The sequence below is a fragment of the Enterovibrio norvegicus DSM 15893 genome, assembly GCF_900115495.1.
In the GTDB taxonomy this organism is placed as follows: Bacteria; Pseudomonadota; Gammaproteobacteria; order Enterobacterales; family Vibrionaceae; genus Enterovibrio; species Enterovibrio norvegicus.
This window is the reverse complement of record NZ_FOWR01000078.1, coordinates 1-7,586: the sequence shown is the minus strand read 5'-3', so window position 1 is coordinate 7,586 and position 7,586 is coordinate 1. Positions and strand designations below refer to the sequence as shown.

The following is a 7,586-nucleotide window of genomic DNA, read 5'->3' as shown; positions in this document are numbered from 1 at the left end:
TAGCCTTTGAAGAACGGAGTATGACGGCCGCCTTCATCTTTCGACAGAACGTAGATTTCTGACGTGAAAGTAGTGTGTGGAGTGATTGAACCTGGCTTAGCAAGTACTTGACCACGTTGAACTTCATCACGCTTAGTACCACGTAGAAGAACACCAACGTTCTCACCAGCACGGCCTTCGTCAAGAAGTTTACGGAACATCTCAACACCAGTACAAGTAGTGGTGATGGTGTCTACGATACCAACGATAGCAACTTCGTCACCTACGCGTACGATACCTTGCTCAACACGACCCGTTACAACAGTACCACGGCCTTGGATTGAGAATACGTCTTCGATTGGCAGGATGAATGGCTTATCGATAGCACGCTCTGGCTCTGGGATGTAAGAATCCAGTGCTTCAGCTAGCTCAACGATTTTCGCTTCCCACTGCTCTTCACCGTTCAATGCACCTAGTGCAGAACCTTGAATTACTGGGCAATCGTCGCCTGGGAAGTCGTACTCAGAAAGAAGTTCACGAACTTCCATCTCAACCAACTCTAGCAGCTCTTCGTCGTCAACCATGTCACACTTGTTCATGAAAACAAGGATGTAAGGAATACCAACTTGGCGACCTAGAAGGATGTGCTCACGAGTTTGTGGCATAGGACCATCAGTTGCCGCAACAACTAGGATACCACCGTCCATTTGCGCAGCACCGGTGATCATGTTTTTAACATAATCGGCGTGTCCTGGGCAGTCTACGTGTGCGTAGTGACGAGAAGGAGTATCGTATTCTACGTGTGACGTAGAAATGGTGATGCCGCGCTCGCGCTCTTCAGGAGCGTTATCGATAGATGCGAAGTCACGTGCAGAACCGCCGTATACTTTAGAAAGTACAGTACAGATTGCTGCAGTTAGAGTGGTTTTACCGTGGTCAACGTGGCCGATAGTACCAACGTTAACGTGCGGTTTCGTACGTTCAAATTTTTCTTTAGACATGACAGTCCCTCTAAGCACGGTATTTTGGTGGTACGACGACCACACAACCAACAATTGGATTTTGTTGAGAATAAATCAAACGGCTTGAGTAACTTGTAAGAGAAAGATGGTGCTGATACCCAGATTCGAACTGGGGACCTCACCCTTACCAAGGGTGCACTCTACCAACTGAGCTATATCAGCACTTTAGAATTGGAGCGGGCAGCGGGAATCGAACCCGCATCATCAGCTTGGAAGGCTGAGGTAATAGCCATTATACGATGCCCGCTTTCAGTTTCTCGTAGAGCTATTCAAACTATTTGAAATATGGTGGTGGGAGAAGGATTCGAACCTTCGAAGGCTGAGCCGTCAGATTTACAGTCTGATCCCTTTGGCCACTCGGGAATCCCACCAAATTGTTTTGTATTGTCTTAATGGTGCCGGCTGCCGGAATCGAACTGGCGACCTACTGATTACAAGTCAGTTGCTCTACCAACTGAGCTAAGCCGGCGACAAGTGCTGCGCATTCTATGCAATGATTTTTGACGTTGCAACCGCTATTTTAAAAAATTCCTTCAATTCAGTTCTTGTGGGGCATTTTTTCACCAATTCATGTGCATTTTTAGCAGTATGAACGCATGCTAGGCACCCATCACGCTTTAACAATTCGTGGGGATAATGTATTGTCGCTTTCCTTAGTTAAAACAGATTCATTGGTATCATGAGCGACTTGTTAACGCCTTTTTTGTCATTTAATCGCCAGCAATGGTCAGAACTCAGAGATTCCGTGCCGATGACACTGGACGAGGCTGATCTCGAAAAGCTCCGCGGAATAAATGAGCATTTGACGATGAATGAGGTGCGAGACATCTATTTACCTCTCTCACGTCTTTTGAATCTGTATGTCAAAGCAAGGAAAGGGCGCACTCAAGTCCTTGAACACTTCCTCGGTCAAAAAGACAATGCCGTTCCTTATATTATCGGTATTGCAGGCAGTGTGGCGGTGGGCAAGAGTACAACGGCACGCTTGCTCAAGGCCTTACTTGAACGCTGGCCTGAACATCCGAAAGTTGCACTCGTTACCACAGATGGTTTTCTTCACCCTAATGATGTTCTAAGAGAACGGAATTTGATGAAGAAGAAGGGCTTTCCAGAATCTTATGATATCCGCAAACTCGTTCAGTTTGTTGCCGATGTAAAATCAGGCAAGTCTTGTGTTGCGGCACCGGTCTATTCGCATCTGGTTTATGACATCACAGAGCAAATTAAAGTTGTCGAACAGCCCGACATCCTTATCGTAGAAGGCCTCAACGTCCTTCAATCTGGCATGGACTACCCTCACGATCCACACCGCGTCTTTATTTCAGACTTTCTCGACTTTTCAATTTATGTCGATGCCGACAATTCACTGTTGAAGAATTGGTATATCGAACGCTTCATGGCGTTTAGAGAAGGTGCATTTAAAGACCCATCTTCCTACTTCCACCATTACACGAAGTTGTCACACGACGAAGCACGTGAGACGGCATCGGGGATATGGGAAGAAATCAATGGTAAGAATTTAGTTGAGAATATCTTGCCGACTCGAGAGCGAGCAGGGTTGATACTCCAAAAGAGCAACAACCATGCAATACAGACAGTGATGGTCAGAAAGTAATCGCGACATCACTGGCATTGTGTTTGCGTTAACTACACATCAGCACGAAGGCTGATCTCACCACCAAGGTAAGGCGTAATTCCCGCTTCGGTTTCAAGCATCAATGCGCCTTGCTCGTTAATTCCTCTCGCAATACCTTTGACTTCACGTTCGCCAAGGATCAACTTCACCGCTCGGCCTTTGAAATTATCGAACTTATCCCAGCGTTCTACAAAACCATTCATGCCAGAGACTTCGTACTCTTTGAGCGCGTCAATCACGCCATTGATCAGTGCAGCTGCAAGCGTATTTTTATCTGGTAGCGCAGATGACGTGTCTTTTAGGTTTGCCCACTGCTGGTCTACAGAGTCTGTTTCGGGCATCGCGACATTCAACCCCATTCCAATGACCAAATGAGCAGCGTCACCCGCTTGACCCGTCATTTCAACCAAAATGCCTGCCAGCTTTTTATCTTGCCAATAAAGGTCATTAGGCCATTTTACTTTTACACCCTCAGCACCAAGCTTGTTCAACGTTTCAGCCATAGATACGCCAACCACTAAGCTCAGTCCCATCGCAGCGGCCATGCCTGCATCCAAACGCCAGTACATAGAAAGGTATAAGTTTGCACCATAAGGTGAGAACCACACGCGTCCACGTCGCCCCCTCCCTGCTTGTTGATACTCAGCCAAACAACTTGTTCCTGATGTTAATTGCCCTACACGATCGAGTAAATACTGATTGGTTGAGTCAATAACGGGAACAAGGGAGAACGTTGGAACATTCAATTTCGATTGCAATGAGGCTTCATCAAGAAGATCCAGAGGTGCAGGTAGACAGTACCCTTTCCCTTGAACCCGAAACACATCCACTCCCCACTGTTGGAGTACTTTGATGTGTTTACTGATTGCAGCTCGACTCATGCCAAGTTCTTGGCCCAACACCTCACCAGAATGAAACTGACCATCTGACAGTATTTTGATGAGTGCGAGTCGTGGAGAGTTATCTAACGCAGGCATATTGCCTCCAGAGAGGTTTCTTCCGTCGCCCCGATAAAGCGCACTTCATGCTCGAGTTCGACACCAAAAGACTGATAGACCGTCTCAACTACATGCTTGGCCAGTTGAACAACATCTTGAGCTGACGCATTTCCTGCATTTATCAGAACAAGCGCTTGCTTATCATGAACCGCTGCACCGCCGAGCTTGTGTCCTTTAAGACCGGCTTTTTCTATTAACCAACCCGCCGCAAGCTTCACTTGATTGTCACCTGCTGGATACGCGGGCATGTCTGGATATTCTTCTTTTATCTTGTTACCCAATGAAGCAACAACAACTGGGTTTTTAAAAAAGCTTCCGGCATTGCCCAATACATAAGGGTCAGGAAGTTTTGCACGACGAATCTCGCAGACTTTGTTAAATATAGCTTGAGCGCAGACCACTTTTTGCATGGCAAGCTCAGACAAAGCACCGTAACCAAGAACCGGTTCCCATGCTTTTGCTAGTTGAAGTCCAACAGCCACAATCACATAACCATGTTTTAGCGATTGTTTAAATATTGAATCACGATAACCGAAGGCACACTCGTGTGCAGACAATCTCTGAATGTTACCCGTGTCCAAATGCAAGACATCGACATACTCACATCGATCATTCAATTCAACACCATAAGCACCGATATTTTGGATTGGCGCAGAGCCGACAAGCCCGGGGATGAGTGCAAGATTTTCGAGCCCAGGCATGTTTTGTTCAACAGTCCAACGAACCAGTTCATGCCAATTCTCACCACCCGCAACATGTAAGTGCCAATGCGTGTCTGTTTCTGAAACCGAAATACCTTTCAGGCGATTGAGTACCACTAAACCTTCAAAGTCTTGGCAAAAAAGCAGATTACTTCCTTCTCCGACAATCAACTTTGGAAGCATCTTATACGCATCGTCGCGCCAGATCGCTAAGAAATCCTCAGTGCTTTGAGCAGCGATAATTTCTTTCGCATGCACATCCAAGCCAAAAGTATGAAAGGGTTTTAGTGATGTATTGCAGTGTGCTTTCATTCGCTTATCGGTTTCGTTTTCATAAGGTCTTAGCCGTGTATACTACCCCATCCACCCTGAATTCACAGTGATTTGATAGCCGTGACTGATTACACATACTCTCTTTTAAACCCTATGCGATTTCCTCTTGTAGCGCGCTTTTATAAAGCCTACTACCCATCGGGAAAACCCAAAAAAGATGAGATCATTTGGACGGTAGAGAGTCCTAAAGGGATATGCGGTGCCGTTAGGTTCAAGCAGTTTGAAACATTCCAATTACTCACGGGTATGCTGGTTACTCCAGAGCTCAGAAGAAAAAAACTCGGAGACGCATTACTCGTCTCTTGCAAAGAACAAATCGAAGCAATGCAGTGTTATTGCTTGGCATTTAGCTACCTAACACCGCTATACGAAGCCCAAGGGTTTAAAGTGATTGAGGCCAATGCACTTCCAGAGCAACTGCGTGGGCGCTATGCGAGTTATTGCAATAGTGGTAAAGATCTTATTCCAATGAAGCATCTTTCTTCATAACAATGCTAAATCGAGAGAGCAGACACATCACGATGGCTTGAAATCGCGCAATATCTGGTACAATACAAGGTTTGATTTTCGTTATCCCGACATGTCGTCGAACTGAATGAGGCAACAATGGATTCAGCTACTGCAAACAAGCAGTTGATCGATCAGCTTCCAAGAATTGCGCATCGTCCTGACCAGTTAGAAACACTGCTGGACGCTGCTTCGTTTAGAGAGCGCTTGCTGCACGAAATCGCACAAGCCAAACATCGTATCTACCTCGTTGCGCTTTACCTTCAAGATGATGAGGCGGGACGCAGCATTCTTGATGCGCTGTATGAAGCCAAGCAAAAGAACCCTGTACTCGACATTAAAGTATTGGTTGATTGGCATCGCGCTCAACGCGGGCTAATCGGTGCTGATAAATCAGATGGCAATGCCGCGCTTTATCGCCACTATGCGGAAAACTACACCCATAAAATTGACGTTCTCGGTGTGCCTGTTAGAAACAGAGAAGTCTTTGGTGTACTTCACCTTAAAGGGTTCGTCATTGACGATAACGTTATCTACAGCGGAGCAAGCTTAAACGATGTTTACCTTGCCCAGCACGATCGCTATCGCTATGACCGCTACCATGTCATAAAGAACAAAGCGCTTGCGGACTGCATGGCGAACTTCATCGGCAACACACTCGTTGCAAGTGATGCGGTAAATTGCCTTGCACAGCCAAATCGTCCTGAGACGAAAGTATTGAAGTCTGCGATCCGAGATCTTCGCGCACGTTTACAATCAGCAAGCTATAGTTTTATTTCTCAACACATCAACGAGGAGCAAGTTGGCCTAACGCCAATGGTAGGTTTAGGTAAGCGTAAAAATTATCTAAACACGCAAATTTGTACGTTGATCGCCAGTGCTCACGAAGAGCTCATCATTTGCACCCCATACTTCAATCCACCACGAAGCGTCATGCGTGAAATTCGTCGAGCATTGAGCCGCGGTGTTGTTGTCACGATCATCATTGGCGACAAAACAGCAAATGACTTCTATATTCCGCCAAGCGAGCCTTTCAAAACGATCTCAGGTTTACCTTATCTTTATGAAATTAACCTTCGCAATTTCGCTCGGAAAAATGAGGCAGCCATCGCTAAGCGTCAACTTCGCATCAACCTTTGGAAACACGATGATAATAGCTTTCACCTAAAAGGTATTTGGGTCGATAGGTCATATATGCTCCTCACGGGCAACAACCTAAACCCTCGCGCTTGGAAGCTAGACTTGGAGAATGCGATTCTGGTTCATGACCGCAATCGCCTTCTTGAAGAGCAAATGCAAAGTGAGATCGATACGATCCTAGCGCACACTCAGCTTATTGGCAGCTACAAACAAATTGAAAAGCTTGAGCACTACCCGCCTCAAGTGAGAAAGCTCCTAAAGCGCATCCGTCGTGTTCGAGCTGACCATTTACTGAATCAGATCCTTTAAGGAGAAAAGGTGTGATTGCGTCAATTGATGTCGACCCTCAAAAAACATTTACGCCACTTTGTCCTAGTGAGCTTCCTGTCGTTGAAGGCGATAAAATTGGGCCTGCATTAAACAAGCAAGCTGAAAAGGCAGTGCTTCGTGTGCTAACAAAAGATGCTCATCCTGCAAATGCGGTATGGGTTGTCGACAAGCCAGAGAAAATGCTTGCGCCTTTAGATCACCCCAATGCCGATCTCACTTGGGTATCTCACGCTGTGCCTGGAACTGAAGGATTTGAAATCATACCAAACCTTCCGGCTGTTACTGAATACGATCACGTCATCTGGAAGGGTGTAGAGCCAGACCTTCATCCTTACGGCGCCTGTTTCCACGATATACAAGAGAAGCTAAGTACGGGCTTAATAGAGTGGCTTGCTGTTAAAGGTGTAACGACAATCTTGGTCGGTGGCCTAGCAACAGATTACTGCGTAAAAACAACGGCTCTTCAACTCAAGCAACACGGACACTTTGATGTTTGGGTTAACCTAGAAGCATGTCGGGGCATCGCAGAAGAAACGACGATAGCAGCTTGTCGTGACATGTCAGAGGTTGGCATCCATGTCATCCATTCTTTAGATGAATTCCCTGTGTAGTATCTAAATAGTCTCGTGATTCTAAAAGCACTGCGTTAAGCGGTGCTTTTTTGTATCTGGGAAACGAGAGTGCGATCCCGTGTGTCTTTGGGCTCGTTCAGATCAAGATATATGTGCTAGTTTTTTCTTCGCTTTTTCCTAGGTCCCAGGACCTGCTCTTCCCTATCTTCTTTATCTGCTCTTCCTGCCTTTTCTGCTCTATTTCCTGCAGACGTAAAAAAGCCCTGACCGTCAGGTCAGGGCTTTTTCGTTCTTTTTGCCTTCATCTTTTTCATAAAAAGATGAAAACGAATTGGAAGCCTGGCGATGTCCTACTCTCACATGGGGAA

The 7,586-nt window shown here is 46.1% G+C and carries 7 protein-coding genes and 4 tRNA genes; 4 read left to right on the top strand and 7 right to left on the bottom strand.

Annotated features, from left to right (window positions below; all coding sequences use genetic code 11):
- The 5 genes from tuf to BM082_RS24195 all read right to left on the bottom strand — a co-directional run.
- Positions 1-980, bottom strand: a 980-nt coding sequence (gene tuf, locus BM082_RS24215) for an elongation factor Tu (protein WP_074928942.1), incomplete at its 3' end; no start/stop codon positions are given.
- A gap of 107 nt (positions 981-1,087) precedes the next feature.
- Positions 1,088-1,163: transfer RNA gene (locus tag BM082_RS24210), tRNA-Thr, on the bottom strand.
- Between the two features lie 10 nt (positions 1,164-1,173).
- A tRNA-Gly gene (locus BM082_RS24205) sits at positions 1,174-1,248 on the bottom strand.
- A 39-nt stretch (positions 1,249-1,287) separates the two neighbouring features.
- Positions 1,288-1,372: transfer RNA gene (locus BM082_RS24200), tRNA-Tyr, on the bottom strand.
- Between the two features lie 22 nt (positions 1,373-1,394).
- Positions 1,395-1,470 (bottom strand) — tRNA-Thr (locus BM082_RS24195).
- Positions 1,471-1,680: 210 nt separating this feature from the next.
- Between BM082_RS24195 and coaA the strand changes: the two genes are divergently transcribed.
- Positions 1,681-2,616 (top strand): type I pantothenate kinase, encoded by a 936-nt coding sequence (gene coaA / locus BM082_RS24190; RefSeq protein ID WP_026024780.1) that lies wholly within the window; start codon positions 1,681-1,683, stop codon positions 2,614-2,616.
- 32 nt (positions 2,617-2,648) lie between these two features.
- Here the strand turns inward: coaA and birA are convergent, their stop codons facing one another.
- Complete coding sequence (birA, locus tag BM082_RS24185; protein ID WP_074928940.1) at positions 2,649-3,614, bottom strand: bifunctional biotin--[acetyl-CoA-carboxylase] ligase/biotin operon repressor BirA; 966 nt, start codon at positions 3,612-3,614, stop codon at positions 2,649-2,651.
- A complete protein-coding gene (gene murB, locus BM082_RS24180) occupies positions 3,602-4,648 on the bottom strand; it encodes a UDP-N-acetylmuramate dehydrogenase (RefSeq protein WP_017012531.1) in 1,047 nt (348 codons plus the stop codon). Before murB ends, birA begins: the two co-directional genes overlap by 13 nt.
- 114 nt (positions 4,649-4,762) lie before the next feature.
- Between murB and BM082_RS24175 the strand changes: the two genes are divergently transcribed.
- From BM082_RS24175 to BM082_RS24165, 3 genes are all read left to right on the top strand, one after another.
- Positions 4,763-5,158, top strand: a complete 396-nt coding sequence (locus BM082_RS24175; RefSeq protein WP_017014307.1) for a GNAT family N-acetyltransferase — start codon at positions 4,763-4,765, stop codon at positions 5,156-5,158.
- A 117-nt stretch (positions 5,159-5,275) separates the two neighbouring features.
- On the top strand, positions 5,276-6,625 hold the full coding sequence (pssA, locus tag BM082_RS24170) for a CDP-diacylglycerol--serine O-phosphatidyltransferase (protein WP_017014308.1): 1,350 nt from the start codon (positions 5,276-5,278) through the stop codon (positions 6,623-6,625).
- Positions 6,626-6,636: 11 nt separating this feature from the next.
- Positions 6,637-7,257, top strand: a complete 621-nt coding sequence (locus BM082_RS24165) for a nicotinamidase (RefSeq protein WP_017014309.1) — start codon at positions 6,637-6,639, stop codon at positions 7,255-7,257.
- Positions 7,258-7,586 lie beyond the last annotated feature (329 nt).